The following is a 25067-nucleotide window of genomic DNA, read 5'->3' on the forward strand; positions in this document are numbered from 1 at the left end:
CGTTCGAGAACCGAGCGGGCCTTCGCAGCAGGGCCCCCAGCCGGTCGCGTGAGTCCGGCTGTTCGGCGAGGCCGTCGCGGAAGGCACACAAGATTCCCGGACCCGACCGGCCGACAGACAACGGTCGGTCAATTCCGTTGCCACGACCACAGCTTGATGGGAGACCGGTGTGAAATTTCGAGTCGAAGGCGCCGTTTCGAAGGCGTCCGCGAACAGCCTGATCCCGGCGCAGCCGAGCGCCCAACTCCAGTCCACGGAGGCGGGGGACAGCCTGGCCCGCCTCTTCGTGAAACGCATCAAGGGGAGCACGGAGCAGTACCGAAGTTCCCAGAACTCCGCTCAACAGCGGCTGGACGCACTCCGATCCCCCCTCTCCGGCACCACGCTGCAGGTGGAGGGCGCCCTCCACCTGGCGCGGCCCGCGTTCCTCCCGCCCGACGAGGAGGGCCACGCCAGGTTGAGGCACCTCGACACCGGCCTGCGCGTGATAGAAGCAGCCTTCCCCCAGGTCAGCACCGATATCGAGATCTGCCGACTGACCTGCAACATGCTGGAAGGGGCCTGGAGAAGCCGGGCACTCGCCCCGCCGCGCGAGGAGGAGCAGGCGACCGTCTGCACCTGCCCTCTGTGCCGTCGGCTGCCCACACCCCCCGCACGCACGCTGGGTGACTACGACTGGCGGCAGAGCGCCGGTCGTCCCCTCACCGTCAAGACCTGGCCGCACCGCCGGGAACTCGACAGCGTCCTGACCGGTGGATGGTCCTGGACCCGGCAGATGAACGACCTCGAACAAGACCTTGGCCACCGCCACCGCTTCGAGGACGACATCCTCGTCTTCCACGAATACAAGCGCGTGATCGACACCATCGACACGACGCGCCTCACCCAACACGTCGAAGACCGCCTGGCCCAGAACTTCAGCACCAACAGCGCACGGGCCCTGGTCTCCGGGCTTTTCGCAGCACACAAGCGATCCGTCGACGAGTACTGGCTCCAACAGCACCAAGCGGGCAGCGTCGTACTCCCCCAGACCAACCCGCTCAGCCAGAGCGCCTACTCCGTCCTGCAGATGCTGGACTGCCTGTTCTGGCACGTCGCACCCGACACCGAACTCTGGCAGGAGGAGAACCTCGCCTCCCTGCTGCTGTGCCGCGTCATCGACGACATGGCCGATGTACGAGCCGACGCCCTCACCGGCGAGATCAGCAACTTCTGGCTCGCCGACATGCCCACCCACACCAAGGCGCTCTACGCCGCCTGCGCCATAGCCCTCGTCAAGTACGGCTGCATGCCCGAGGCGCACAGCCCGATGTGGAACACCTGGCTGATGACCACCACCGTCGTCTGGATGGGGCTGACGGGCCGTCACGCCCTGTGGTTCGACGGCATCACGCAGGGCCTCCCGCCTGTCGAGGGGTGCTCGCTCTGCGACCTGCAGCCCAACTCATGCAGCGGCATCCTCACCCACGGCACCACCCTCACCATCGCCCCGCGGCCCACCGCACCGGCGCTGAGCGCCCGGACCGCCGAGCTGTCCGCACGCTGCCGAGCCCAATACCCCGAGTCCTGGCCCCTCTTCGACGCCGAGCTCCATGCCTTCGAAGCAGTGCACGGTCCCTGGCACGGCAACATCGACAGCGCATGGGAGATCTTGCGCCGCACCTACATCGCCGCCGTGGAGGCATCCAGGGCCGCACCGTCCCTGGCGCGCGCTCGTCAGGTCCAACAAGACGCCGGCGTGGTCGGGTCCGAGAAGTTCTCCACCCTGCACGACCCTCGAACCGGGAGGGAGGACACCACGCTGCTCGCCTACATGTTCGGCTGTGCCCACCCGCATTTCCTCTGGAACGCCACGGGATACCGTCCCACGGGCGTGACAGGCGACTGGCTCGACGGCTGACGCCTCCGGCCCGTTCCGAGCGAGGAGACGGCGCTGCCCGGCCGGGGGTCCGGCCGGGCAGCGGTGGTGTCAGACGGAGAACTCGACCGGCAGGCTGTCGAGCCGCGACTCCCAGGTGGAGGCGGTCGAGGAGAGTTCCTCCGACGGCACGGCCAGGCGCAGGCCCGGCAGCCGGTGCAGCAGGACGTCCACGCCGATCTCGATGATGGACTGGCCGATGTTCTGCCCCGGGCACTCGTGCGGTCCGGCGCTGAACGCCAGGTGCGACTGGTTGCCCTGCACGGCGACGGCCGAGTCGGGCCGTACCTCCGGGTCGATGTTGCCGGCCGCCAGGCCCAGGATGAGCAGTTCTCCCTCCTGGATGTGATGACCTCCGAGCTCCAGGTCGGAGGCCGCGAACCGGCCCGGCAGCACGGCCAGCGGCGGGGTGTCCCACATGACCTCCTCCACCACCGAGGAGATGTTCAGCTGCCCGCCGACCAGACCGGACAGCCGGGCAGCGTCGGTGAGGACCAGTTGCAGGACCCGGGCCAGCAGGTTGCTGGTGGTGGTGTGCGCGGCGATCAGCACCAGGCGCAGATGGCTGACGACCTCGTCGTGGTCGAGGCCGGCCGGGTGCTCCAGCAGGGCCGTGGCGAAGTCGGAGCCCGGCTCGGCCCGCTTGCGCTCGGCGAGTTCCCCGAGGATCTGGATGATCCGGCCGTTGTGCTCAAGGGCGTCCTCGCCGCCCTTGAAGACCTGGGCGCACGACTCGATCAGGCGCAACCCGTCCGCCGCGGGGAGGCCCAGGATCCGGGTGAGCACGAGCATCGGCAGGAGCTCGGTGTAGTCGGCCACCAGGTCCGCGCGGCCCGCGTCGGCGAACGCGTCGATCTGCTTGTTCGCGAAGTACGTGGCGTGACGCCGGACGCCGCGGCTGGACGCCGCGAGCAGCCCGTCGGTGACCGCCCCGCGCAACCTGCGGTGCGGTTCGCCGTCCTGGGAGACGCAGTCGGGCCGCCAGCCGATCATCGGGATCAACGGTGACGTCTCGGAAACACGCCCCTCCCGCCAGTCCCGCCAGATCCGCGCGTCCCGGCTGAACTGGCGCGGATTGTCCAGCACCCGCCGGTTGTCGCGGTAGCCGAGCACCAGCCAGGCGGGGACGTCGCCCTCGAGGAGCACCGGCGCCACGGAGCCGTGCTCCTTGCGCAGCCGCTCGTAGATGCCGAGCGGGTCCGTCGACGCCTCCGGCCCGAACAGCCGGGTGAGGTCGGCCCCGCCGTGCGCCACCGGGCAGCCGCTCGGGACGTCGGGACCGTTCAAGGGCTGGGCGTTCATCGGGACTCCAGTGCGACGGCCGATCGGTCCTTCAGGTGGTGGATCAGCGCGACGAGTACGTCACGGCTGGAGGCCCGGTCGCGGGCGTCGCAGGCCACGACCGGGATGTGTTCGGGGATGTCGAGGGCGTCGCGGATCTCCTCGACGGGGTAGTCCTTGGAGTCGGGGAAGACGTTCAGGGCGACGACGAACGGCACGTTCTGCCGCTCCATCTCCTCTATCGCCCGGAAGCTGGAGGCCAGGCGCCGGGTGTCGACGAGGACCACCGCGCCGAGCGCGCCCTTGAACAGGCCGTTCCACAGGAACCAGAAGCGCTCCTGGCCCGGCGTCCCGAACAGGTACAGCATCAGGCTGTCGTTGAGGCTGATCTTGCCGAAGTCCAGGCTGACGGTGGTCTCCGTCTTGTCCGCGACGCCGATGAGATGGTCGACGCCGGCGCTGGCCTGGGTGAGCGTCTCCTCGGTGGTCAGCGGCTTGATGTCGCTGACCGAGCGGACCATGGTGGTCTTCCCCGTGCCGAAGCCGCCGGCGATCATCACCTTCACCGAGCGGGTTCCCCCGGCGGCCGGGCGGCCGGGATGGTCAAAGCCGTTCAAGTCCACTGAGTACCTCCTCAAGGAGCGCGAGGTCGGGCCCGCGACCGGCGTCGTGCGCCGGTATGGGATCACGGGCTTCGACGCGGCCTGCCTCGAGCAGATCCGCCAGCAGCACCGCGAGAATGTTGAAGGGCAATCCGAGGTGGGCGCCGAGTTCGGCCACCGACAGCGGATCGCGGCAGCGCCGGACTATCTCCTCGTGCTCGTGCTGCATGCCCGGTGCGGGGGCGGTCGCGGAGACGATGAGGGTCGCGACGTCGAGGCTCGACGCCGAACCGCCCGGTCCGCTGCGTCCGCCCGTGAGGACGTAGTACCGCTCGAGACCGGACGGGTCGGTGGGCCGGCGGGGAGCACTCATCCAGAGTGCTCCTCCAGGCGCGGAGTGGTGCCGAGGAGCTCACCCATCCTGCGGGCCAGATCCCTCATCTGGTGTCCGAGCAGTCCCTGATCGAGTCCTTCCCGGGCGAGGACACCGAGATAGGTCTCCACACCGGCGCGTACGACGAAGAGGTGTCCGCCGTCGACCTCGATCATGGCCAGCCTGAGCTGCCCCGCGTACTTGGGGAACTGCTCGGCGACCGGCTGGGCCAGTGCCTGCAGTCCGGCCACCACGGCCGCGAACCGGTCCACGTCGTCGGGGTCTTCGGCGCCGAAGGAGGTGATGGCCTTGCCGTCGCTGGAGGCCACGAGTGCGAAGCGGATCTCGGGGATGGACTCGACCAGATCGCGGAGCGCCCAGCTCACGTCGGTTCCCTGTTGCGTCATGAGGACTAGTCGCTCTCTTCAGTGCGGTGCTCGGTGGACTCGGGCCCGGCGGGCGCCGTCTCCTCCGCGATGGTCTCCGTGGCGGCTCCCGGGCCGGCCTCCGCGCCGGACGTACGGCCGGCGGTGGCGAAGGCGGCCAGGCCGGTGAACGAGGCGTCCGGAGGAACGGCGGAGACAGCGGTCTCCCTGGTCCGCTCGGAGCGTTCGGCCGGTTGGTGCCGCACCGGCTCGTTCCGCCTGCTGCGGCGCCGGGGCAGTCCGCCCGGCGTGGTGTCCACCGATTCGGAGGGTTCGGCCACGGGCTCGGCCGACGCCGCCCTGAGCACCGGCGCGGCCGCGGCGGGCTGCGCCGCCGGGGTCGCCGCGGTGGCCGGAACGGCCGCGGGCAGCGGACTGAAGTACTTGTGGGGGACCACGATCACCACCGAGGTGCCGAGCCAGGGCGAGTCGGCGAACGTGACGCGGATGCCGTAGCGGCGGGCGAGTGCGCCGACCACTCGCAGACCGATGTTGGCGTCCTCGGAGATGCCGCCGATGCCCGGTCCTGCGGCGGTGCCGGTGAGGGCCTCCTCGGCCTCACGCTTCTTCTCCTCGTTCAGGCCCTTGCCGGAGTCCTGGATCTCGATGCCGACGCCGTTGGGCACCTCCTTGCCGGAGACGAGCACCGGCTCGCTGGGCGGCGAGTAGCGTGCGGCGTTGTCCAGGAGCTGCGAGAAGATCAGCGTCAGGTGGTCCACCAGACCGCCGTCGACGCCGAGTTCGGGCAGGTGGCGGACCTCGATGCGGTGGAAGTCCTTGATCCGGCCGATGCCGCCGCGGACCACGCTCAGCAGACGCTGCGGCTCCTGCCACTGCCGTCCCGGCCGGTCCGAGCCGCCGAGCACGCCGATGCTCGCGGCGAGCGAGTCGGCGGGGCCGAGCTCCTGGTCGAGCTCCATCAGGCCCTGCGCGACGGCCGGCAGCCGGCCGTGCTCGCCCTGCATCTCGTGCAGCCGGCCACGGAGCTTGCTGGTGAGGACGTGGATGCGGTTGCCGATGCTGATGACGGCCTGTTCGGCGGAGGTCGAGCGGTTGAACTCCTCCTCGACGCCGATGAGCGCGGTGCGCAGCACCTTGCGCAGGTCGGCCTGGAGGTCGGCGCCCACCTTGGCGCACTGGTTGGGGGCGGGCAGCAGGTCGTCGATGGCGTCGCCTTCGCGCAGCCGCTTCAACGCGTCCGGCAGCTGCTCGTTGGCGAGGCGGGCCACGGCGTCCTGCTGGTGGGCCAGTTGTTCCTGCCAGCCGTCGGCCTGCTCGGCCAGCTGCGCCTGGAAGGACTTGGCCTGCTCGGCCAGCCGCTCCTCGAACGTCCTGCCCTGCTCGGCGAGTTGGGCCTCGTACGACGAGGTCTGCTCGGCGAGGCGGGCCTCGTAGGCGTCGGACTGGTCGGTGAGCTGGGCCTCCAGGGAGCCGCGCTCGGCGGTGAACTTCCGTTCCAGGACCGCGACATGCTGCTGCCACTGCTGGGAGTGCTCGGCCTGCGTGGAGCGGAAGGAGCCCTCGGTGCGGCTCAGCTGCGTGCGGGTGCGGATCAGCAGCCGTACGCACACGGCGCTCGCGGCGGTGGCCGCCAGGCCGGCGACAGCGGCGGTTATTCGCTCGGAGCTCATGAACGTCGCGGCAACCGTCCCGCCTCCTAAGGCCAGTGGCATCAGCCACCAGCTGTACCAGGCGACAGGGGCCCGCGCCGCCGGCGGCGGAGTGGCGAGTTCCATCTGCATCCTTACAAGCGACACGTTCGAACAAGGGGGGTGTGCAAGGGGGGAAGGGCACTGCATGCATACGCACGGCGAGACGATGCATCACGGTCGCGTCAACTCGCAGCGCCGGAAGGGAGCTTATCGGGTTCGACACCGAAAGGATCAAACTCGAACGCAGCACGGAAGTGAGGGTTCCGTCACTCTCAGCCAGAGGCCCACACATCGACAAATTCCTTTGCAGACCGCGGCGGTTGTCACGCGATGACAAGACCGGGACCCATGCCTGTCCGCCGCTGATAAGCCCTGACGGATTACTGACGGGTATTGTCGCGGCCGTGCCGAAGAGAGCCGCTGTGCTGCCGGTCGATGAGCCGGGCAGTGCGTTCAACGCGCTGCCGGCGGACCTGCACCACCACCTCAGACCCTTCTTCGCCGACATCACCGAGGAGGTCTTCGAGGCGATCAGGACCGAGATCCCGGAGTACGCGCGTCCCGCCGACGACACCTATATGCAGGGCGTGCACCGGGGCGTGGACCATGCGCTGCAGGGCTTTCTGGAGCGGATGGCGAAGCCGGACACGGACTGGGAGCCGGTGAAGGCGACGTACCGGCGCATCGGCCGCGGTGAGGCGGAGGAGGGGCGCAGCCTCGACTCGTTCCAGTCGGCGCTGCGGCTGGGCGCGCGGATCACGTGGCGGCGGGTGAACGCGCTGGTGGACGCAGACCTGCTGCCGCGCAATGTGCTGGCGGCGTTCGGCGAGGCCCTGTTCCTGCATCTGGACGAGATGGCTGCCGTGACGACCGCGGGATTCACGGAGGCGCGGCTGCACGCGGCCGGGGAACTGCAGCAGCGGCGCACGCGGTTGATCGATCTGCTCACCGCGAATCCGCCCGCCTCGGTGGAGGCGATCGCGGAACTCGCGCACAGCGCGCGCTGGCCGGTGCCGCGCGCGGTCGCCCTCGTCGCGCTCGACGACTGTCCCAGGGCGGGCTCGCACCCGATCGTGGCGCCCGAGTTCCTCGCCCGCTTCGACGTCCGGCCGGCCGTGCTGGTGGTGCCGGACCCGGAGGGACCGGGCCGGGTGCGGGCCTTGGCGGGGGCGCTCCAGGGGCTGCGGGCCGCGATGGGCCCGGCCGTGGCGCTCCAGGACGGCGCGCGGTCGCTGCGCTGGGCATCCGAGGCGCTGGACCTGATGCGCCGCGGCGTCCTCGCCGAGACCGAGATGGTGCGATGCCAGGACCACTTGACCACGCTGCTGCTGCTCCGCGACGACGCCCTGATCGACGCGATGGCCGAGCACCGGTTACGGCCGCTGGAGCAGGTGCGCCCGCCGCAGCGCGAACGCCTCGCGGAGACCCTGCTCAGCTGGCTCCAGTGCGGCCGCAACGCCAGCGAGGTGGCCGTCCGCCTGGCCGTGCACCCGCAGACGGTGCGCTACCGCATGCGCCAGCTGGACGAGCTGTTCGGTGCCCAACTGCACGACCGGGCGGCCCAGTTCGAGATGCAGCTCGCGCTGCGCGCGCTGGAGCTGCGCCGGGGTGTGCCCTCGGCCTGACGCGCGGCGGCCTCGGACATTCAGCGCGCGGCCGCCTGGAACGTGCGCCGGTACGTCTGGGGCGACACCCCGATCGCCGCGTGCAGGTGCTGCCGTAGCGAGGCACCCGTCGCGAAGCCGACGTGGCCGGCGATCTGGTCGACGGACAGGTCGCTGGACTCCAGCAGGTGCCGGGCCCGGGCGACGCGCTGCTGGACGAGCCAGCGGCCGGGGCTGAGACCGACCTCCTCGCTGAACCGGCGGGCGAAGGTGCGCAGGCTCATCCGGGCGTGGCCGGCCAGCTCGGCCAGCGAGAGCGGCTCGTCCAGGCGCTCCAGGGCCCACGCCCGGGTGGCGGCGGTGCTCGCGGCCCCGCTCTGCGGGACCGGCTGCTCGATGTACTGCGCCTGGCCGCCGTCCCGGAAGGGCGGTACGACGCAGCGGCGGGCCACCGCGTTGGCCAGTTCGCTGCCGTGGTCGGTGCGCACGATGTGCAGGCAGACGTCGACGCCGGAGGCGGCGCCTGCCGAGGTGAGGATGCGGCCGTCGTGGACGAAGAGGACGTCGGGGTCGACCTCGACGTGCGGGTAGCGGCGCCGGAAGTGGTCGGTCACCTGCCAGTGCGTGGTGGCCCTGCGGCCCTCCAGCAGGCCGGCCGCCGCCAGCACGAAGGCGGCCGTGCAGATGGAGACGATGCGGGCGTCCGGCCGGATCCGGGCGAGCGCCGCGGCGACCTCGGGGGGCAGCTCGGCGGGGATGCTTGCGGGCGTCATGGAGGCGACCACCACCGTGTCGGCCGTGTCCAGGATCTCCGGCCCGTGCTCGACACCGATCGTGAAGTCGGCGCAGCTGCGCACCGGTTGGCCGTCGACGGAGCACGTCAGCACCTCGTACCGGCCGTCGGCCGCGCCGAAGATCCGGCTGGGGATACCCAGCTCGAAGGGATAGACGCCGTCCAGGGCCAGGACGACGACCCGTTCCACATTCCGTTCACCGCTCATGGCACGATCTTATCGAAGGTTGGCAATCGTGCCATTTTCTTGCGAGGCGGTCCCGGGCAGGCTGGTCCACCATGAGCACTGTGAACACGATGCGAGCCATCAGCCAGGACGTCCTCGGCGGTCCCGAGGTCCTGAAGGAAGTGGAGCTGCCCCGCCCCGAGCCGCGCACCAACGAGGTACTGGTCCGGGTCCGCGCCGCCGGCGTCAACCCGACCGACTGGAAGCACCGCGCGACCGGCGGTTTCCTGGGCGAGCCGCCCTTCGTCCTGGGCTGGGACGTCTCCGGCGTGGTCGAGGCGGTCGGCATCGGCGTCGCCCGCTTCCAGCCCGGCGACGAGGTCTACGGCATGCTGTCGTACCCCTTCGGCCACGGTTCGCACGCCGAGTACGTCACCGCCCCGGCGCGCTGGTTCGCGCACAAGCCGGCCTCGCTCGACCACACGCGGGCGGGCGCGCTGCCGCTGGTCTCGCTGACCGCGTGGCAGGCCCTGGTCGAGTACGCCGATGTACGCCCGGGACAGCGGGTGCTGGTGCACGCGGCGGCGGGCGGGGTCGGCCATGTGGCCGTGCAGATCGCCAAGGCGCGCGGCGCTCACGTGATCGGCACCGCGAGCGCGGGCAAGCACGAGTTCCTGCGCGGGCTCGGTGTGGACAAGGCCGTCGACTACCGGGAGACGGACTTCGCCGAGGCCGTCAAGGACGTCGACGTGGTCCTGGACACGATGGGCGGCGACACGGCTTTGCGCTCGCTGCGGGTGCTGCGCCCGGGCGGGATCGTCGTATCGATCATTCCCATCGGTTCGGACGAGTTCCCCAACGAGGCCGAGCGGCTCGGCGTCCGGGCGGTGCGGATGCTCGTCGACGCGTCCCACAGCCACCTGGAGGCGATCACGGAACTGGTGGAGGCGGGGAAGCTGCGCCCCGAGATCGCCGGCACCTTCCCGCTGGCCGAGGCCGCCGAGGCCCACCGGCTCGGCGAGACCGGCCGTACCTCCGGGAAGCTGGTCCTGCTGATGGACTGAGCCGGCGCGCTCAGAACGTGAGCACGGGCTTGATCGCCTTGCCCGCGCGCATGTCCCGCACCGCCTGGTCGATCTCCGCGAACGGATAGGTGCTGATCAGGCGGTGCACCGGGAGCCGTCCTTCCTTCACGAGGCGGACCAGGGCCGGGATGAACGTCTGCGTCTCGGCGTCGCCGAGGGTGAGTCCGACGATCCGCTTGCCGGCCAGCAACCCATTCACGTCCAGGGCGACTTCGGTGCCGAACGGCGGGGCGCCGACGACCACCAGCGTGCCGCGCGCGGCGAGTGCGTCGACGCCCCGGCGCAGCACGGCGGCGCTTCCGGTCGTCTCCACGACGCCGTCGGCGCCCCGACCACGGGTGATCTCCGCGAGGGCCGCACCGAGGTCGGCGTCGGCGGCGTCGACGGTGTGGGTGGCTCCCAACTCCTGGGCCAGAGCCAGGCGTTCGGCCACCCGGTCGACGGCGACGATGTGCGTCGCCGGGGTCAGCGCCGCAGCCATCACGGCGGACAGGCCGACGGCTCCGGCGCCGAGGACGACGACGGTGCTGCCCGTGGCCGGCCTCAGCACGTTCCAGACGGCGCCCACTCCGGTCTGCACGCCGCAGCCGAGCGGTGCGAGCATCTCCAACGGGACATCCGCGTCGACCTTGACGAGGCTGCGCTCGTCCGCCAACGCCCGCTCGGCGAAGGAGGACTGGCCGAAGAAGTGGCCGCCGAGCGGAGCGCCGTCACGGTGGACGGTGCCGGTGCCATCGGCGCGGCGGCCGCCGAGAAGGTTCAGCGGCAGCCAGCTCGCGCAGTAAGCGGGGTGGCCGCCACGGCAGTTGCGGCACGCGCCGCAGGAGGTGAAGGACAGCACGACATGGTCGCCCGGGGCCACACCGGTCACCGCCGGGCCGACGACCTCGACGACCCCGGCACCTTCGTGTCCGAGCACGCCGGGCAGCGGGAAGGGCAGTCCGCCGCTCGCGACGGTGAGGTCGGTGTGGCACAGCCCGGCGGCCACCATGCGGACCACGGCCTCGTGGGGCCCGGGTGCGTCGAGCTCGACGTCGGCGAGGGCGAAGGGCGCCCCGCCGGACTCGACGACCGCGGCGCGGGTGATGCGGGACATCGTAGGAACTCCCTTGTCTCTACGGAGGTTGTCTCTGAGGAGGTTTCGGCCGGGCTCAGGCGAGTGAGACGACGACGGACTTGACCTTGGTGTACGCGGCGAGCGCCTCGGGCCCGTACTCGCGGCCGAAACCGGAGTCCTTGACGCCGCCGAAGGGCACCGCCGGGTCGAGCAGCGCCCACTCGTTGATCCAGACGATGCCCGCCTGGAGGCGGCCGGCTACGCGGTGCGCGCGGGCGAGGTTCTGCGTCTGGATGCCCGAAGCCAGGCCGTACGGCGTGGAGTTGGCGAGCTCGACCGCCTCGTCCTCGGTGTCGAAGGGCTGCACGGTGAGGACGGGACCGAAGATCTCCTCCTGGACGACACGGGAGTCGTTCGGCAGGCCGGCGACGACCGTGGGCTTGTAGTAGTAGCCGCCGTCGAGGTCGAGCCGTTCGCCGCCGCAGACGATGCGGCCGCCTTCCTCGCGGGCGAGGGCGACGTACTCCTCGACCTTCTTCAGGTGCCGCTCCCCCGCCATCGGTCCGACGACGGTCTCGGGGCGCCGGGGGTCGCCGACCGGGACGCCGGGTACGGCGTCGGCGAGTATGCCGAGCAGGGTGTCGTGGACCGGGCGGGCGACGAGCAGCCGCGGGCCGCCCATGCAGAACTGGCCGGTGTTGAAGACGAATGCCTTGATGATCGCGCCGACGGCCGTCTCCAGGTCGGCGTCCTCGAAGACGATGTGGGCGGCGTTGCCGCCGAGTTCCATGGTGACGGGCTTGAGGGCCTCACCGGCCACGCGCGCCACATGGCGACCGGTCGCGGTGGAGCCGGTGAAGGCGATCTTGTCGATGCCGCGGTGGCGCAGCAGCGCCTCGCCCGCCACCGGGCCGGTTCCGGTGACCACGTTGACGACCCCGTCCGGCACGCCCGCCTGCTGGAAGAGCCGGGCCATTCGAAGGGCGCTGAGCGGGGTCTCGTCTGCGGGCTTGTGCACCACGGTGTTGCCGGCCGCGAGCGCGGGGCCGATCTTCGAACCGGCAAGGATCAGCGGGAAGTTGAAGGGGGTGATCGCGGCGACCACGCCGAGCGGCTCGCGCCTGGTGTACGCGAGGGCGTTCATGGGGATGTCGCGGACCGAGCCGTCGAGGGAGTGGGCGAGGGCGGCGAAGTGCTCGTAGTCGGCGGCCGCGTTGGTCACGTCGACGGCGTGGCACAGCGAGAGGGGCTTGCCGACGTCCAGGCTCTCCAGCCGGGCGAGTTCGTCGGCGTTCTCGCGGATCAGCTCGGCGACGCGGTGCAGGACGCGGCCGCGCTCACGGCCGCTGAGGCCGGACCAGGCGCCGTCGTCGAAGGCCGCGCGTGCGGCACGCACCGCCGCGTCCACGTCGGCGGGGCCGGCCTCGGCGACGGTGGTGACGACCGCGCCCCGGGACGGGTCGACCACCTCGGTACGCGCTCCGTCGGCGGCCTCGCGCCACTGTCCCCCGACGAAGAGCCGGCCCGGTTCGGTCCCGAAGGTGGTCATCGCCGCTCCTCAGCGTCGTATCCAAGCTTTCAAGTAACAGGATTCCTGTCGATTGCCCTTGCCGAGCAGTCTCGATACAGACAGGATTCCTGTCAATGCTCTAGGCTGAAGTCATGCTCGAAGCACAGGCGGCCAAGACGCCCCCGTCACTGCTCTACATGGTCAAGCAGGTGGAGTTGGTGGTGCGTGCCCATCTGGACGACCTGGTCAGGCCGTCCGGGATCACCGCCCTGCAGTACACCGCTCTCACGGTCCTGGAGCGGCACGACGGACTGTCCGCCGCCCAGCTCGCCCGCGACTCGTTCGTCACCGCCCAGTCCATCGCCGATCTCGTACGGTCCCTGGAGAACCGCGGACTGGTACGCCGGGAGCGCAACCCGCACAGCCGCCGCGAGTTGCTGATCCGGCTGACCGACGCAGGGCGACAGGTCCTCAAGCGGCACGCGGACCCCGTCCGCCGGCTCGAGGAGCGGATGGTGCGGGATCTCACGGCGCGCCAGACCGAGGGGTTCCGCCAGGCACTTTCCAAATCCTGGCACGCGCTGTCGTGAGGGTTCAGCGCAATTCGCAGACATATGTCAACCGAACATGCTCAAATTCACTCCAACGAGGGTAACTTGCTGGGCGGAAAACGAATTTGCGCTCGCTGGGCACCCGGGGGTTCGTCCGCGCTCGTTACGCTCGCTGCACGACGTCACCCCGGCCCCCGGTGACCTGCAACACCGCAGCGCACGGAGCAGGTTGGAGGCGATGTCGTCGTGCACCAGGAACCTGCGCCGCTCACCCGGCATCTGCGGGTCCACCAGGACCGGGGCCATGTGGTGCTCGAACTCCGGGGCGAGATCGACATCGCCGCGGCCCTGGAGATCGCCCCTTACCTGGACCGGGTGACGGCGCTCCCCGGTGCCAGTCTGGTGATCGACCTGACCCAGGTCGACTTCTTCGACTGCTCCGGGCTGCGACTGGTCTACCGGGCACGTGCCCGGCTCCTCGAGCAGGACGGGGAGCTGCGGCTCGTCTGCACTCATCCGCTGACCCTGCGCATCATGCGGGTGACCGGACTTGCCCGGCTGCTGCCGGCGCACCCGACCCTGGACGCGGCCCTGGGCCAGCCCGAGGCCACGTCCGGGTCGTTATGACGGCCACCGGCCTTACGCGTACGGCTACTTGAGGATCTTCGTCACCTGTCCGGCACCGACCGTGCGCCCGCCCTCGCGGATGGCGAACTTCAGGCCCTCCTCCATGGCGATGGGCTGGATCAGCTGCACGTGCATGCCGGTGTTGTCGCCCGGCATGACCATCTCGGTGCCCTTGGGCAGTGTCACCACGCCGGTCACGTCCGTGGTGCGGAAGTAGAACTGCGGGCGGTAGTTCTCGAAGAACGGCGTGTGCCGGCCGCCCTCGTCCTTGGACAGGATGTACGCCTGTCCCTCGAACTCCGTGTGCGGAGTGACCGTCCCGGGCTTGATGACGACCTGCCCGCGCTCCACGTCCTCGCGCTTGACGCCGCGCAGCAGCAGTCCGACGTTCTCCCCGGCCCGGCCCTCGTCGAGCAGCTTGCGGAACATCTCGATGCCGGTGACGGTCGTCCTGGTCTTCTGCTCGTGGATGCCGATGATCTCGACCTCGTGGTGGACGTGCAGCACCCCGCGCTCGATCCGGCCGGTGACGACGGTGCCGCGGCCGGTGATGGTGAAGACGTCCTCGATCGGCATGAGGAACGGCTTGTCCACGTCGCGCTCCGGTTCGGGGATCGCCGTGTCGACGGCGTCCAGGAGGTCGAGGATCGACCGGGTCCACTGCGCGTCGCCCTCGAGGGCCTTGAGCGCGGAGACCCTGACCACCGGGACGTCGTCACCGGGGAACTCGTACTCCGTCAGCAGCTCACGCACCTCCAGCTCGACGAGTTCCAGGATCTCCTCGTCGTCGACCATGTCGGTCTTGTTGAGGGCGACGACGATGTACGGCACTCCCACCTGCCGGGCCAGCAGCACATGCTCCTTGGTCTGCGGCATCGGCCCGTCCGTGGCCGCGACGACCAGGATCGCGCCGTCCATCTGCGCCGCGCCCGTGATCATGTTCTTGATGTAGTCCGCGTGTCCGGGGCAGTCGACGTGCGCGTAGTGCCGGTGCTCGGTCTGGTACTCGACATGGGCGATCGAGATCGTGATTCCGCGCTGCCGCTCCTCGGGCGCCTTGTCGATCTGGTCGAACGGCGTGAACGGGTTCAGGTCCGGAAACCTGTCGTGCAGCACCTTCGTGATGGCCGCCGTGAGCGTCGTCTTGCCGTGGTCGATGTGACCGATGGTGCCGATGTTCACGTGCGGCTTGGTCCGCTCGAACTTCGCCTTCGCCACTGCAAGCCCTCCTGGTCACCTGGGTGAGGCGTCACCGGGACGCCGAGCCTTGCTCCTCCCTCATGTCTATTCGCTTCGCGGCGCGTCGAACAGGGCACTGACGGACTCGCCGTTGTGGATGCGGCGGACCGCTTCGGCGAGGGCGGGGGCGATCGACAGGATCCGCAGCTTCTCGGTGCGCTCCTCCTCGGACACCGGCACGGTGTTGGTGCACACGATCTCCAGGACGTCGGGCTGCTCACCGATCCGCTTGAGCGCCCCGGCCGCGAACAGCCCGTGCGTGCAGGCGACCCGGATGGACCGCGGCCCCAACTCCCTGAGCCGTTCCAGCAGTTCGAGAACCGTGCTGCCCTTGGCGATCTCGTCGTCCAGGACGATGACGTCCCGGCCGGCGACCTCGCCGATCACCGTGCTGATGGAGACCCGGTCGTCGGCGAACCGCTGCTTGGCACCGGCGGCCACCTGGGCGCCGATCATCCGCGCGAAGGCTGCCGCCTCTTTGGCGTTGCCGAGGTCCGGCGAGACGACGGTGGTGCGGGACAGGTCGTACTGCCGGAAGTACGCGGCCAGCTCGCGGTGGGCGTGCAGATGGTCCACCGGCACCGAGAAGAAGCCGTGCACCTGCGGCGAGTGCAGCGCCATGGTGAGGACGCGGCTCGCGCCCGCCGCCACCAGCAGATCCGCGACCAGCCGGCCGCCCAGCGAGATACGGGGCGCGTCCTTCTTGTCGGAGCGGGCGTAGGAGTAGTGCGGCATGACGACGGTGATCCGCGCCGCCGAGGCACCGCGGGCCGCGTCGCACATCAGCAGCAGTTCCACGAGGTGCTCCTGGACCGGCCGCACCAGCGGCTGGATCAGGAAGACGTCGCGCTCGCGGCAGTTGGCCTGGAGCTGCACCTCCAGGCAGTCGTTGGCGAAACGGCTGACCCGGGTGGGGCTGAGCGGCACGCCGAGATGGGAGCAGACCTCCGCGGCGAGGTCGGGGTGGGCGCTGCCGCTGAACACGGAGATGTCTCGCACGATCCGATCCTCGCATGATCATGTCGGGGGTGCTCATGCTACTGACCGTGGAAATCCGGTTGCGCGCGACCGCCGCCCGCACCCCATCATGTGGCCGTACGCGTTCGCTCACCTCGGGAGATCCCATGCGCCGACTCCTCGGAATCCACCAGCGCCCCCACCGGCCCACGGTTCCCGAGGACTCGACTTCGCATGACCACCCTGAACATCGGAATTCTCGCCCACGTCGACGCGGGTAAGACCAGCCTGACCGAGCGGCTGCTCTTCGACCACCAGGCGATCGACCGGCTCGGCAGTGTCGACGCCGGTGACACCCGTACGGACGACGGGGAGATCGAGCGGCAGCGCGGCATCACCATCCGCTCCGCGGTCGCCGCGTTCTCCGTCGGCGACACCCGCGTGAACCTCATCGACACCCCCGGCCACTCGGACTTCATCGCCGAGGTGGAGCGCGCCCTGGAGGTCCTGGACGGCGCGGTGCTGCTGCTGTCCGCCGTGGAGGGCGTGCAGGCGCAGACGAGGGTCCTGATGAGGACGCTGCGGCGGCTACGGCTGCCCACGCTCGTCTACGTCAACAAGATCGACCGTACGGGCGCCCGGTCCGCGGAGCTGCTGGCGGACGTCCGGCGGCTGCTGACGCCGTGCGTCGCACCGCTCACGGACGTGACGGGCATCGGGACCGCCGAGGCCCGCGTGACGGTCCGCCCGCCCGGGGATCCGCTGCTGGCCGAGGCGCTCGCCGAAGTCGACCCGGACGTCCTCGCGGCGGTCGTGGACGGCCCCGGACCCACCCCGGACGAGCTGCGCGAGGCGCTCGCGGCCCGCACCGCCGACGGCTCGTTCCATCCGGTCCTGTTCGGCTCGGCCCTCGGCGGCCAGGGCGTCACCGAACTCGTCGAGGCCGTGATCGGGCTGATCCCGCCGGCACCCGCGGACCCGAGCGGGGAGCCGCGCGGCACGGTCTTCGCCGTACGCCACGGACCGGCCGGCGAGCGGATCGCCTATCTGCGGCTGCACGACGGTGAAGTGACGCCCCGTCAGCGGCTCACGCTGCTGCGGCGTGAGGCCGACGGGCGCACCTCTGAGGTCACCGGACGGGTGACCGGTCTCGACGTGCTCGGCGGGAGCGGGCCGACGCTCACGGCGGGGAACATCGCGGCCCTCACCGGCCTGAGCGGTGTGCGCGTGGGGGACCGGCTCGGACCGCTCACCGACCGGGCCCCGCAGTTCGCGCCGCCGACGCTGGAGACGCTGGTCCGGGCCCGGCGCCCCGAGCAGGCGGCCCGCCTGCGCGCCGCCCTGCTCACCCTCGCCGACCAGGACCCGCTGATCCACGCCCGCCCCGCGGCCGACGGCGGCACCGCGCTGCTGCTGTACGGCGAGGTGCAGATGGAGGTGCTCGCGGCCACGCTCGCCCAGGACTTCGGCATCGAGGCCGAGTTCGAACCCGGCCGGGTACGGTTCCTGGAGCGCCCGCGAGGCGTCGGTGAGGCCGCGCAGGAGCTGCCGTGGCATCTCGGCACCCGCTACTGGGCGACGATCGGGCTGCGGGTCGAGCCGGGCCCCCTCGGCTCGGGCGGGGTGTTCGCCTACGAGACGGAACTGGGCGCACTCCCCCGCGCCTTCCACCAGGCCATCGAGGACACCGTGCACGCGACCATGGCGACCGGGCTGTCCGGCGCGTCCGTGACCGACTACCGGGTCACGCTGGTCCGCTCCGGTTACTGCTCGCCCCTCAGCACGGCCGCCGACTTCCGTGGGCTCACCCCGATCGTGCTGCGCGGCGCGCTGCAGCGGGCGGGGACGCGGCTGTACGAGCCGTACCAGGCGTTCGAGGCCGAGGTGCCGCTGGACGCGCTGGCCCCGGTGACCGCGCAACTCGCCTCATGCGGAGCCGAGTTCACGGGCACGACCGGCGGTACGACGGTGTGGGTGATCACCGGTGAGCTGCCGGCCCGGCGGGTGCGCGAGGTGGAACTGCGGCTGCCGGGGCTCACACACGGTGAGGGAGTGTGGTGGTCACGGCCCTCCGGCGATCGTGAACTGCGGCCCCACTGAGGCGGATGGTCGGGCTGCGGCCCCACTGAGGCGGATCGGCGGGCTGCCGGGATCACCACGACACCGGCAGCCTGCGGGGGCTCCGGGTCATCCCGCCTTCCCGCCACTCGATCGTCTCGGGCGTGAACTCGGCGCGCAGGTGGGGGAAACGGGCGGACAGGCGGTGCAGGGCCAGTCCGAGTTCGAGGCGCGCGAGCCAGGCGCCGAGGCAGTGGTGGGGTCCGGCGCCGAAGATCACGGTGGGTGAGTTCAGCGGGGTGAAGGGGTCCGGCGGCCCCGGTGGGAAGACGTCGGGGTCGCGGCTGGCGGAGTTGGTCTGCACGGCGACCACGGCGCCCGCCGGGATCGTCACGCCGCCGACCTCGGTGTCCTCAACCGCGCGCCGGATCAGGCCGGGCAGCACGCGTCCTTCGCTCAGCGGGACGGCGCGCAGCAGCTGCTCGGCTGCTCCGGCCGCCGTCTCCTCGTCCGCGGCGAGGCCGGGCCAGGCGTCCTGGGCGTCGGTGAGGAGGTAGACGACGAGGTTGCCGAGCGCGGTCATCGTCGTCTCGTGACCGGCCACCACCAGGCCGCACACCAGACGTACCAGCTGCCGCTCCTCGATGCCGAGGGTGTCGCCCGCCGCCACCAGGCTGCTGACCAGGTCGTCCCCGGGAGACCTGCGCCGCTCGGCGACCAGGCCGGCGCCGAACGTACCGAACTCCCGCATGGCTGCGGCGACTTCCTCGCGCGAGTGGGCGCCGCCGGAGAGCGCGTGGTCGGCCCAGTGGCGGATCCGTTCGCGGTCCACGCCGTCCAGTCCCATGAGCCGGCAGATCACCGACACCGGGAGCGGTCGCGTGAACCCCTCGATGATGTCGGCGGGCCGCTCCTTCGCGGCGAACTCGTCGAGGAGCGATTCCACGACCGAGGCCGCCCAGGGCCGCCAGCGGGCGATCGCCCGGGGAGTGAACGCGCGCTGCACGGTGCCGCGCAGCCGCTGGTGCGGTTCGCCGTCGAGGTTGACCATGCCGTCGGGGTCGTCCAGCAGGTTCGGCACGACGAGCAGGGGTGGGGCGTCGTCGGCGTGGAGCGAACTCCTGTCGAACCGGGCGTCCATGAGTACCTGGCGTACATCGGCGTAGCGGGTCACGAGCCAGACCGGGGTGCCGGTGGCGAGGGTGCCGGGCCTGGGCGGTCCGGATTCGGGGAGGTCGATGCGGTGCATGGGGCACAGGGGCCGGGCCGTGCTGTCTGTACTCATCCGGGACTCCAGGCGCGCCGGGAGGGGGAGTTCCCCACGCTAGTGCGCCCCATGTGCCCCCGTCAGGGGCGCCAATCGGCCAACGGCCCGGTCTGACACAGGCTTTGAGGGGCATCCGGAACTGTAGGAAGGAGGGCCGTCGCCATGACGACTCCCATCAGGCGCGTGTCCAGGCGCATGCCCGGCTGGGCGAAGGCGGTGAGCGCCGTCGTGCTGGTGCTCGTGGTGTTCTTCGCCGGGATCCGGCTGAGTCTGCTCCCCGGCCTCAAGGACCTGTTCGGCACACAGACGCACGACCGCTCGGGACCCGCACTTCTGCAGTCCATCCAGGACATGAGCCGTTACGACGCAGCCTCCGGCAACTTCCAGGTCGTCGTGGACCTGGAGAAGGACACCAAGTTCCTGCCCGACGCGATCCGCGGCTCCCGCACCCTGTACATCGGGGCGGGCACCGTCGACGCCTATGTCGACCTGGGCAAGGTCGGCAAGGACGACGTCACGGTCAACGGCGACCGTACGTCCGCCACGATCCGGCTGCCGCACGCGGCGCTCGGCAAGCCGGCCCTCGACCCCGACCGCTCCTACGCCGTCTCCAAGCAGCGCGGTCTCCTGGACCGCATCGGCGACCTGTTCTCGGACAATCCCAACAGCGAACAGGCCGTCCAGAAGCTCGCGGTGAAGCACATCGGCGACGCGGCCAAGGAGAGCGGCCTGACCAAGCGCGCCGAGACCAACACCCGCGGCATGCTTCAGGGCCTGCTCCGCTCCCTGGGCTTCAAGGAGGTGCACGTCACCTACGCCGGCTGACCGGGTGGGACGGCCTTCCGGTCAGGCACCGGCGATCCCCGGCAGAGCGAGCGCTGCGAGCAGGGCCGTGCCCACCAGCATCCAGGCCACGTAGTCGCCGATGTGGCCGGACTGCAGGCGGCGCAGCGGGAGGGACCAGTCCGGGGCCGCGAGGAAGCCGGGGCGGGTGACGGCGAGGGCTGCCATGGCCACGGCGAGCAGGGTCGAGAGGAGGCCCAGAAGGACGCCGGCAAGGGTCCAGTGAGGGGTGGAGACCACCAGGCCGCCGGAGCCCGCCTCGCTCACGCCGTGCGACACCAGGGCGGCGAAGCCGGGAGACAGGCCGACGGCCAGCGCCGCGGCGAGCAGGACGGCCGGGACCGCGGTCATCGTGTCGGGGACGTGCCTGATGAGACGGCCGGTCTCGGGCTGCTCGCCGGACCCGGTCGTCTCGTACGCGCCCTCGTCCTGCGGCGCGGGGCCGAGGCCGAAGAAGACGCGCGCGGCGACGCGCAGCACCGCTCCGGCGGTCAGGGCGCTCGCCGCGACGAACAGCACGGTGAGCGGGCCGCCCACGGCCTCCTCCGTGACCGCCTTGCCCAGCGCCGTGCCGAAGGGCGGCAGTCCGGCCAGGCCCAGCGCGCCGACGACGTACATGACGGCGACCGGCCGCAGCTCCCGCGCCTTGCCGTGCAGGGCCTGCTCGTCGACGCTGCCGTAGCGGTCGAGGAGGATGCCGGTGCAGGCGAACAGGGCGGCCTTCACTCCGGCGTGCCCGAGGATGTACAGCGCGATCCCGTCGTCAGCTTCGGGCTTCAGGACGCCGATGCCCACGAGGAACAGGCCGGTGTGGGCCACCGTCGAGCAGGCGAGCAGCCGTTTGATGTGCCGCTGGTACCAGCACATGACGGCGCCGATCACGGCCGTCAGGACGCCGAGCACGATCAGGACGCGCTGGAAGTCCGCGGCCGGCACCCCGCCGGGACCGGCGAACACCGTGCCGTACACCCGCCAGACGCCGTACGTGCCGAGTTCGACCATGACGCCGGACAGCAGCATGCACACGGGGGTGGGCGCCACGGCGTGCGCGTCGGGGAGCCAGAAGTGGAAGGGCACCGCGGCGGACTTGACCAGCAGACCCGTGAGGACGAGGACGAAGCCCGCGAGGGTGAGCGCGTCGGGCCCGCCGTGGGCGTCGAGTCCGCGCCCGATCTGGGTCAGCGCCAGCTCGCCGGTGCGGGCGTAGAGCATGCCGAGGCCCATCAGCATGGCGTAGGCGCCGAGGGAGGTGACGACCGCGAAGGTCAGCGCGCCCTGGACGGCCTTGGCCTCCTCGACGCGGGTGCCGGTCAGGGCGTAGGCGACGACGCTCATCAGCTCGAACCAGACGAACATGTTGAACAGGTCGCCGGCGAGGGCGAAGCCGCACATGCCTGCCTGGAAGAGCAGCAGGAGCGCCGGGAAGGAGCCCGCGTGGCGGCGGGGTGGTTCGTCGAAGTAGTGCCAGGAGTACACCAGCGCCGCCAGGGTCAGCAGCGAGGCCAGTGCCGCCATGCCCAGGCCGGGCCCGTCGCCGGTCAGGACGATGCCGACGCTCTTGCCGTTCACGGGCTGCCAGCCACCGACCCATTCGGTCATCGGTGGCGAGGAGTTGAGCAGCAGCACGATGGCGAGCCCCGCCGTGCCGGCGGAGACCGCGCACGCGGTCGACTCGGCGACGATGCGGGCCAGGCGGCGGCCGGTGGCGATCAGGAGCGCGGCGCCGAGCAGGGGAACGGCGACGAGGAGCGGCAGCAGGTCGTTCATCAGCCGCGCAGCTCGGAGAGTTCGTCGGGGTCGACGGTGCCGTGCGTCTTGGCGATCTGCATGACGAGGGCGAGCAGCAGCGCGGTGACCGTGGCGCCCACGACGACGTCGGTGAGGGTCAGTGCCTGCACGACCGGGTCGACGACCGGCCGGGAGCCGGGCTTGATGTCGGAGAACACCGGTGCCGTGGCGCCGTCGCGGTAGCCGACGCCCAGCAGGAGGACGTACGTGCCGGCCTGGCACACGGACAGACAGCCGACGGCGTGGATCAGGTTCCGGCTGGTGGCCAGGCCGTAGCAGCCGGCCAGGAACACCCAGGCCGCCACCAGATACGGCAGCACGTGCATCACAGCGGTCACAGCGCTCTCACTCCCCGCTCTCCTTCTCGATCTCGACGGCCTGGTCCAGGAAGCGGGCGAGCAGCACGACGACCGCGGAGGCGACCTCCATGCCGATGGCCGCGTTCAGCAGGGGGACGGTGCCGCCGGAGGACAACGTGTTGAACGTGCCGTACGGCAGGGTGTTGGCGAGGAACGCGCCGGAGCCGATCAGGGCGGCGAGACCGGTGACGACGTAGGCGGAGGCGGCGAGGGCGTCGCCGACCTCGTAGGCGCCGACCGGGCGGATGCGTTCCAGGGCGGTGTAGTCGGCGCCCAGGTAGAGCAGGTGCAGGGCGGTCGCGGCGACGACGCCGCCCTGGAATCCGCCGCCGGGGCTGAGCTGCCCGTGCGCGACGACGTAGATGCCGGTGACGAGGGCGACGGGCAGCACGAGGAGGGCGTAGCGGCGTACGGGACGGGCGACTTCGGCGGGTGCGGGCTCGGCCCGGTGTTCGTCACGGGTCTGGCGCAGCAGCACCACGCAGCCGAGGACGGCCCCGAAGAGGATGGTCATCTCGCCGAGGGTGTCGAAGGCCCGCTGGTCGAAGTTGACGGACGAGATGGTGTTGGCGGTGCGGCGCGCGAGGGAGGCGCGGACGGCCCGGTCGCCGTAGGGGTGGTGGTCGCCGCCGAAGGACGGCAGCTTCAGGCAGGCTGCGACGAGCACGGCGGCGAGGCCCGCGCCGCCGGCCAGCACGAGCCACAGCCGGACGCGGCGGCTCACCGTTCGCGCTCCTGGGGCCGGCCGCGCCGTCGGATCTTGCGGACGCTGAGCATCACCAGCAGCGGCGTCAGCGCGGACCCCACGGCAAGCTGGGACAGGGCCACGTCGGGTGCCTGGAGCACGGTGAACAGCACGGCGAGGACGACGCCGAGGACCGACAGCACGAGGGCCTGGCGCATGGGGTCGCGGGTCACCACCGCGACGGTCGCGGACGCGGCGACCAGCAACAGTGCGACGACGATCAACGCGTCAGCCACCCCGGACCCCCCGGAACCCGCCGGACAGGGCGCGCGAGGCCATGACGTTCCCGCCGATCAGCAGGGCGCCGATCACCAGGAACTTGGCCATGGCGCGGCTCGGGCCGGTGGCCACGCACAGCGCGATCACGGTCGCCGCGCCCAGGCCGGCGACCGTCCAGGTCGGTCCCCAGGCGCGTGGCGGGTCCTCGGCCAGTTCGTCGGCGAGCAGCCGGGCGAAGACGAGCGTGCCGACGGGGCCGAGCAGGGCGAGGACGAGGCCCACGTCGACGTAGGCGGGGCGGCCGTAGCCCTGGGCGAGGAGCAGCATGCCCGGGCAGGCGAGCGCGGTGGAGAGGTTCTGGGCCACGACGCGGCGCCGCAGCGGCCCGGTGGCCACGCCCCACAGGGCGGTGCCCAGGCCGCCGGCGAGGCCGACGGTCGCGGCGAGCGTCCAGCCGTTCACTTCCCGGCCACCGCCCGTCGCGCGGCGCACGCGGCGAGGGCGCCCACCAGGGCGGCGCTCACACCCACGACGAGTTCGAGCCGGTAGACGGTGCTGATGAGGACCAGCCACAGCGCGACGAGCGCGGCCCACCAGGCGAGCAGCTCGGCGGCCGCGAGGGCCGTACGCCGGGTCATGCGTCACCTCCTCGGTCCGTCCACCACGCCGTCGCGGCGAGATGTCCCTTACGTCCTTCGCGGCATCCAAACATCACGGCGTGTGCCGTGGGCGGCGGCGCGCGGGTCAGATGCCGGAGTGCCCCTGCAGCAGGAAGGGAAACCGCGGCGACATCCGGCCAGAGGCGTCAAGTGGACCGCATCCTCCGCCATCGAGCGGGTAACCGCGTTGAAACGCGGGGAAGTTGAAGAATGGAGGACCAAATGGCCCGGGCAGCCTTGGGACCACGTACGGCATTGCGCCTACGTACGACCAAGTCCGACAAGACCGCCAAGTCCAGCCAGAACACCAAGACCGGAAAGACCGGCAGGACCGCAAAGGCGGGCAAGGGCGGCAAGTCCGCCAAGACCGCCAAGTCCGCCAAGTCCGGCAGACTCGGCTGGTTCGGGAAATCAATCAAGGCCGGGAAGTCCGGCACGTCGGGCAAGGCCGGGAGCAGGCCGCGGCCGGCCCCGCGTGAGCGGCATGTCGTGGCCTTTCCGATCCGGCTGCTCGCGATGGTGTGCGCCTTCGCGTTCATGGTGGCCTTCGCCGTGGTGCTGGCCCGCCTGACACTGGAGCCCTCCCCCGCGTCGGTCGCGCTGACCCACACCAACGTGCATCCGGGGCGCTCGCTGCGCGCATATCTGGACCAGCCGGCGCTGCGCGACGCCGTCAAGCAGATCGGCGGAAACATCCTGCTGGGCGTCCCGTTCGGGATCCTCGTCCCGGTCCTCGCCCCGCGCACCCGCGGAGTGCTGCGGGTGCTGCTGCTGACCGCCCTGGTCATGCTGCTGGTGGAGTTCGCCCAGGGCGCGCTGATCACCGGGCGCGCTTTCGACATCGACGACGTCATCCTCAACACCACGGGCGCGCTGATCGGTTACGTCCTGCTGGGGCGCCGGATGAGCCGGGCGGTGCACGCGAAGGAGCGCCGGGCCTGAGAGCCCGGCGCACGGCGCTCCCTTCAACCTTTGGTCCGTACCTGGGGGTTGACGCCGTTCTTACCTCACTTCTTAAATCAAGGAGCGACCCTTCACCCCCACCACGGTCGGCACACCCGTCACACGGGCCGCCGACGGAAGGGAGAGCCGTGGCCTCTCCACGCCTGCTCCGCAGAAGTCTCTACGCCGTCCTGCCCCTCGCCCTGGTCGCCGCCGCGGCGACCGGCACGGCCCAGGCCGATCCCCCCAACTCCGCCGCGGCGGTTGCGTTCTCCGACACCTTCGACGGACCCGCCGGCGCCGCGGTCGACGGCTCGAAATGGCAGACCGAGACCGGCGACAACGTC

At 71.2% G+C, this 25067-nt stretch carries 25 protein-coding genes and 1 pseudogene; 9 read left to right on the forward strand and 17 right to left on the reverse strand.

All coding sequences use genetic code 11. The features are described from left to right. Positions 1-169: 169 nt before the first annotated feature. The gene (locus ACIBN2_RS44910; RefSeq protein WP_399143568.1) at positions 170-1900 is read left to right on the forward strand and encodes a hypothetical protein; all 1731 of its coding nucleotides are present in this window, start codon (positions 170-172) and stop codon (positions 1898-1900) included. A 69-nt stretch (positions 1901-1969) separates the two neighbouring features. Here ACIBN2_RS44910 and ACIBN2_RS44915 read toward each other — a convergent pair whose 3' ends face one another. Genes ACIBN2_RS44915 through ACIBN2_RS44935 form a run of 5 tightly spaced genes read right to left on the reverse strand, consistent with a single transcriptional unit; the run spans position 1970 to position 6335 of the window. Then, positions 1970-3220, reverse strand: coding sequence for a cytochrome P450 (locus tag ACIBN2_RS44915; RefSeq protein WP_399143569.1), 1251 nt, complete (start codon positions 3218-3220; stop codon positions 1970-1972). Then, positions 3217-3822: a GTP-binding protein gene (locus ACIBN2_RS44920; protein WP_399143570.1), complete on the reverse strand. Its 606-nt coding sequence runs from the start codon at positions 3820-3822 to the stop codon at positions 3217-3219. The genes ACIBN2_RS44915 and ACIBN2_RS44920 overlap by 4 nt, the downstream gene beginning before the upstream one ends. Continuing rightward, positions 3803-4174 carry a DUF742 domain-containing protein gene (locus ACIBN2_RS44925; RefSeq protein ID WP_384267462.1) on the reverse strand — a complete coding sequence of 124 codons (372 nt, stop codon included), beginning with the start codon at positions 4172-4174 and terminating at the stop codon, positions 3803-3805. Before ACIBN2_RS44925 ends, ACIBN2_RS44920 begins: the two co-directional genes overlap by 20 nt. Continuing rightward, on the reverse strand, positions 4171-4581 hold the full coding sequence (locus ACIBN2_RS44930; protein ID WP_030043913.1) for a roadblock/LC7 domain-containing protein: 411 nt from the start codon (positions 4579-4581) through the stop codon (positions 4171-4173). The genes ACIBN2_RS44925 and ACIBN2_RS44930 overlap by 4 nt, the downstream gene beginning before the upstream one ends. Positions 4582-4586: 5 nt before the next feature. After that, a complete protein-coding gene (locus ACIBN2_RS44935) occupies positions 4587-6335 on the reverse strand; it encodes an ATP-binding protein (protein ID WP_399143571.1) in 1749 nt (582 codons plus the stop codon). Positions 6336-6655: 320 nt separating this feature from the next. Here ACIBN2_RS44935 and ACIBN2_RS44940 point away from each other — a divergent pair, with 320 nt between their 5' ends. Beyond that, entirely contained in the window at positions 6656-7876 is a 1221-nt protein-coding gene (locus tag ACIBN2_RS44940) for a PucR family transcriptional regulator (protein ID WP_399143572.1), read from the forward strand. Positions 7877-7896: 20 nt separating this feature from the next. On the opposite strand, the gene ACIBN2_RS44945 is transcribed toward ACIBN2_RS44940, so the two are convergent. Further along, positions 7897-8856: a GlxA family transcriptional regulator gene (locus ACIBN2_RS44945; protein WP_399143573.1), complete on the reverse strand. Its 960-nt coding sequence runs from the start codon at positions 8854-8856 to the stop codon at positions 7897-7899. A 71-nt stretch (positions 8857-8927) separates the two neighbouring features. Here ACIBN2_RS44945 and ACIBN2_RS44950 point away from each other — a divergent pair, with 71 nt between their 5' ends. After that, positions 8928-9878, forward strand: a complete 951-nt coding sequence (locus ACIBN2_RS44950) for an NADP-dependent oxidoreductase (RefSeq protein WP_399143574.1) — start codon at positions 8928-8930, stop codon at positions 9876-9878. Between the two features lie 10 nt (positions 9879-9888). Here the strand turns inward: ACIBN2_RS44950 and ACIBN2_RS44955 are convergent, their stop codons facing one another. Together ACIBN2_RS44955 and ACIBN2_RS44960 are read right to left on the reverse strand one after the other, a co-directional pair. Then, positions 9889-10995, reverse strand: coding sequence for an NAD(P)-dependent alcohol dehydrogenase (locus tag ACIBN2_RS44955; protein ID WP_399143575.1), 1107 nt, complete (start codon positions 10993-10995; stop codon positions 9889-9891). Positions 10996-11050: 55 nt separating this feature from the next. Next, complete coding sequence (locus ACIBN2_RS44960; RefSeq protein ID WP_399143576.1) at positions 11051-12505, reverse strand: aldehyde dehydrogenase family protein; 1455 nt, start codon at positions 12503-12505, stop codon at positions 11051-11053. A gap of 113 nt (positions 12506-12618) precedes the next feature. Between ACIBN2_RS44960 and ACIBN2_RS44965 the strand changes: the two genes are divergently transcribed. After that, entirely contained in the window at positions 12619-13056 is a 438-nt protein-coding gene (locus tag ACIBN2_RS44965; protein ID WP_399143577.1) for a MarR family winged helix-turn-helix transcriptional regulator, read from the forward strand. Between the two features lie 207 nt (positions 13057-13263). Next, positions 13264-13644, forward strand: a complete 381-nt coding sequence (locus ACIBN2_RS44970; RefSeq protein ID WP_399143578.1) for an anti-sigma factor antagonist — start codon at positions 13264-13266, stop codon at positions 13642-13644. Positions 13645-13668: 24 nt separating this feature from the next. Here ACIBN2_RS44970 and tuf read toward each other — a convergent pair whose 3' ends face one another. Next, positions 13669-14862 carry an elongation factor Tu gene (tuf, locus tag ACIBN2_RS44975; protein ID WP_399143579.1) on the reverse strand — a complete coding sequence of 398 codons (1194 nt, stop codon included), beginning with the start codon at positions 14860-14862 and terminating at the stop codon, positions 13669-13671. Positions 14863-14928: 66 nt separating this feature from the next. Next, positions 14929-15882 carry a ribose-phosphate diphosphokinase gene (locus ACIBN2_RS44980; protein ID WP_399143580.1) on the reverse strand — a complete coding sequence of 318 codons (954 nt, stop codon included), beginning with the start codon at positions 15880-15882 and terminating at the stop codon, positions 14929-14931. Positions 15883-16074: 192 nt separating this feature from the next. On the opposite strand from ACIBN2_RS44980, the gene otr(A) reads away from it, so the two are divergent. Then, positions 16075-17940, forward strand: a complete 1866-nt coding sequence (gene otr(A) / locus ACIBN2_RS44985) for a tetracycline resistance ribosomal protection protein Otr(A) (protein WP_399143581.1) — start codon at positions 16075-16077, stop codon at positions 17938-17940. Between the two features lie 52 nt (positions 17941-17992). Here otr(A) and ACIBN2_RS44990 read toward each other — a convergent pair whose 3' ends face one another. Then, positions 17993-19183: a cytochrome P450 gene (locus ACIBN2_RS44990; protein WP_399143582.1), complete on the reverse strand. Its 1191-nt coding sequence runs from the start codon at positions 19181-19183 to the stop codon at positions 17993-17995. A 144-nt stretch (positions 19184-19327) separates the two neighbouring features. Between ACIBN2_RS44990 and ACIBN2_RS44995 the strand changes: the two genes are divergently transcribed. Beyond that, complete coding sequence (locus tag ACIBN2_RS44995; RefSeq protein WP_399143583.1) at positions 19328-19990, forward strand: DUF4230 domain-containing protein; 663 nt, start codon at positions 19328-19330, stop codon at positions 19988-19990. Between the two features lie 21 nt (positions 19991-20011). Here ACIBN2_RS44995 and ACIBN2_RS45000 read toward each other — a convergent pair whose 3' ends face one another. The 6 genes from ACIBN2_RS45000 to ACIBN2_RS45025 are packed head-to-tail and all read right to left on the reverse strand — an operon-like array spanning position 20012 to position 23757. Next, complete coding sequence (locus tag ACIBN2_RS45000) at positions 20012-21775, reverse strand: complex I subunit 5 family protein (RefSeq protein ID WP_399143584.1); 1764 nt, start codon at positions 21773-21775, stop codon at positions 20012-20014. Next, positions 21775-22122, reverse strand: a complete 348-nt coding sequence (locus ACIBN2_RS45005) for a sodium:proton antiporter (RefSeq protein WP_393870566.1) — start codon at positions 22120-22122, stop codon at positions 21775-21777. Before ACIBN2_RS45005 ends, ACIBN2_RS45000 begins: the two co-directional genes overlap by 1 nt. 19 nt (positions 22123-22141) lie before the next feature. Then, positions 22142-22879, reverse strand: a complete 738-nt coding sequence (locus ACIBN2_RS45010) for an MnhB domain-containing protein (protein ID WP_399143585.1) — start codon at positions 22877-22879, stop codon at positions 22142-22144. Then, entirely contained in the window at positions 22876-23136 is a 261-nt protein-coding gene (locus ACIBN2_RS45015) for a Na(+)/H(+) antiporter subunit B (protein WP_399143586.1), read from the reverse strand. Before ACIBN2_RS45015 ends, ACIBN2_RS45010 begins: the two co-directional genes overlap by 4 nt. After that, entirely contained in the window at positions 23129-23581 is a 453-nt protein-coding gene (locus ACIBN2_RS45020; protein ID WP_399143587.1) for a monovalent cation/H+ antiporter complex subunit F, read from the reverse strand. The genes ACIBN2_RS45015 and ACIBN2_RS45020 overlap by 8 nt, the downstream gene beginning before the upstream one ends. Further along, on the reverse strand, positions 23578-23757 hold the full coding sequence (locus tag ACIBN2_RS45025; protein WP_399143588.1) for a hypothetical protein: 180 nt from the start codon (positions 23755-23757) through the stop codon (positions 23578-23580). The genes ACIBN2_RS45020 and ACIBN2_RS45025 overlap by 4 nt, the downstream gene beginning before the upstream one ends. Before the next feature lie 510 nt (positions 23758-24267). Here ACIBN2_RS45025 and ACIBN2_RS45030 point away from each other — a divergent pair. Together ACIBN2_RS45030 and ACIBN2_RS45035 are read left to right on the forward strand one after the other, a co-directional pair. Then, complete coding sequence (locus tag ACIBN2_RS45030; protein WP_399143592.1) at positions 24268-24720, forward strand: VanZ family protein; 453 nt, start codon at positions 24268-24270, stop codon at positions 24718-24720. 149 nt (positions 24721-24869) lie between these two features. Further along, positions 24870-25067 (forward strand): annotated as a pseudogene (locus ACIBN2_RS45035) (glycoside hydrolase family 16 protein); the annotation flags it as partial.

Origin of the sequence: Streptomyces sp. NPDC050534 (assembly GCF_044457745.1) — a bacterium.
Taxonomy (GTDB): Bacteria; Actinomycetota; Actinomycetes; order Streptomycetales; family Streptomycetaceae; genus Streptomyces.

Excerpts from the sequence above, each read along its gene's own strand:
- ACIBN2_RS44935 (WP_399143571.1), bottom strand. The coding sequence starts at position 6,335 with ATGGAACTCGCCACTCCGCCGCCGGCGGCGCGGGCCCCTGTCGCCTGG.
- ACIBN2_RS44915 (WP_399143569.1), bottom strand. The coding sequence starts at position 3,220 with ATGAACGCCCAGCCCTTGAACGGTCCCGACGTCCCGAGCGGCTGCCCG.
- ACIBN2_RS44960 (WP_399143576.1), bottom strand. The coding sequence starts at position 12,505 with ATGACCACCTTCGGGACCGAACCGGGCCGGCTCTTCGTCGGGGGACAG.
- ACIBN2_RS44945 (WP_399143573.1), bottom strand. The coding sequence starts at position 8,856 with ATGAGCGGTGAACGGAATGTGGAACGGGTCGTCGTCCTGGCCCTGGAC.
- ACIBN2_RS45005 (WP_393870566.1), bottom strand. The coding sequence starts at position 22,122 with ATGCACGTGCTGCCGTATCTGGTGGCGGCCTGGGTGTTCCTGGCCGGC.
- ACIBN2_RS44930 (WP_030043913.1), bottom strand. The coding sequence starts at position 4,581 with ATGACGCAACAGGGAACCGACGTGAGCTGGGCGCTCCGCGATCTGGTC.
- ACIBN2_RS45025 (WP_399143588.1), bottom strand. The coding sequence starts at position 23,757 with ATGACCCGGCGTACGGCCCTCGCGGCCGCCGAGCTGCTCGCCTGGTGG.
- ACIBN2_RS44965 (WP_399143577.1), top strand. The coding sequence starts at position 12,619 with ATGCTCGAAGCACAGGCGGCCAAGACGCCCCCGTCACTGCTCTACATG.
- ACIBN2_RS44955 (WP_399143575.1), bottom strand. The coding sequence starts at position 10,995 with ATGTCCCGCATCACCCGCGCCGCGGTCGTCGAGTCCGGCGGGGCGCCC.
- ACIBN2_RS44990 (WP_399143582.1), bottom strand. The coding sequence starts at position 19,183 with ATGAGTACAGACAGCACGGCCCGGCCCCTGTGCCCCATGCACCGCATC.
- ACIBN2_RS44925 (WP_384267462.1), bottom strand. The coding sequence starts at position 4,174 with ATGAGTGCTCCCCGCCGGCCCACCGACCCGTCCGGTCTCGAGCGGTAC.
- ACIBN2_RS44995 (WP_399143583.1), top strand. The coding sequence starts at position 19,328 with ATGACGACTCCCATCAGGCGCGTGTCCAGGCGCATGCCCGGCTGGGCG.
- ACIBN2_RS44950 (WP_399143574.1), top strand. The coding sequence starts at position 8,928 with ATGAGCACTGTGAACACGATGCGAGCCATCAGCCAGGACGTCCTCGGC.
- ACIBN2_RS45000 (WP_399143584.1), bottom strand. The coding sequence starts at position 21,775 with ATGAACGACCTGCTGCCGCTCCTCGTCGCCGTTCCCCTGCTCGGCGCC.